The 1,229-nt window shown below is 68.3% G+C and carries 1 protein-coding gene; it reads left to right on the top strand.

Going from position 1 to position 1,229, the window contains the following annotated elements:
- On the top strand, positions 1-1,229 hold a 1,229-nt coding region (locus ACWEH3_RS36175), incomplete at both ends, for a condensation domain-containing protein (protein WP_450027007.1).

The raw sequence follows: 1,229 nt of genomic DNA, 5'->3' as shown, positions 1-1,229 counted from the left end.
GAGTCGTTGCCGGGGTACATGATTCCGGCGTCGATTGTGGTGTTGGATGAGATTCCGTTGACGCCGGTGGGGAAGTTGGATCGGGCGGCGTTGCCGGAGCCGGTGTTCGCGGTGCGGGCGTTTCGTGCGCCGTCGACGCCGGTGGAGGAGATCGTGGCGGGGGTGTTCGCGGCGTTGTTGGTGGCGGAGGAGGACGGCCGGGTCGGTGCGGATGACGATTTCTTCGAGTTGGGTGGGAATTCGTTGTTGGCGGCGCAGGCGGCGGCGCGGATCGGTGCGGCGTTGGATGTGCGGGTGCCGGTGCAGTTGTTGTTCGAGGTGAGCACGGTGGCGGGGCTGGCTGCGCGGGTGGAGGCGCATGCGGGGTCGGCGGCGGGGCAGGCGTTGCGGGCGTGGCCGCGGCCGGAGCGGGTGCCGTTGTCGTATGCCCAGCAGCGGATGTGGTTTTTGAACCGGTTCGATCCCGCGAGTGGGGTGAACAATATTCCGGTCGCGGTGCGGTTGAGCGGTGCGTTGGATGTGGCGGCGTTGCGGGCGGCGGTGGCGGATGTGGTGGCGCGGCACGAGGTGTTGCGCACGGTGTATCCGGATGTGGATGGTGCGGGTTTCCAGTTGGTGTTGCCGGTGGAGGATGCGCGGGCGGTGCCGGATGTGCTGGTGCGGCGGGCGCATGAGTCGGAGGTGGCCGCGTTGGTGGCCGCGGCGGTGGGGGAGGGTTTCGATGTGACCGCGGCGCCGCCGGTGCGGGTGCGGTTGATCGTGTTGAGCGAGACCGAGCATGTGCTGGTGTGTGTGGTGCATCATATCGCCGGTGACGGGTTCTCGATGGGTCCGTTGACGCGGGATTTGATGAGCGCGTATGTGGAACGGGCTCGGGGTGGGGCGCCGGTGTGGCCTGCGTTGGAGGTGCAGTACGCGGATTACGCGTTGTGGCAGCGGGAGATTTTGGGGGATGAGCGGGATCCGGGGTCGTTGCTGGCGGCGCAGGTCGAGTTCTGGCGGGCGGGGTTGGCGGGGTTGCCCGAGCAGGTGGAGTTGCCTGCGGATCGGGCGCGGCCGGTGGTGGCGTCGTATCAGGGGGCGACGTTGGGGTTCGAGATCGATGCCGAGGTGCATGCGGGGTTGAGCCGGGTCGCCGCGCAGCACAATGCGACGGTGTTCATGGTGGTGCATGCGGCGTTGGCGGTGTTGCTGGCGCGGTTGTCGGGCAGCCGGGATATCGCGGTGGG

The sequence above is a fragment of the Nocardia sp. NPDC004718 genome (assembly GCF_053601535.1).
Note: the sequence above shows the minus strand (reverse complement) of the source record. Positions and strands in the feature narration are given on the sequence as shown.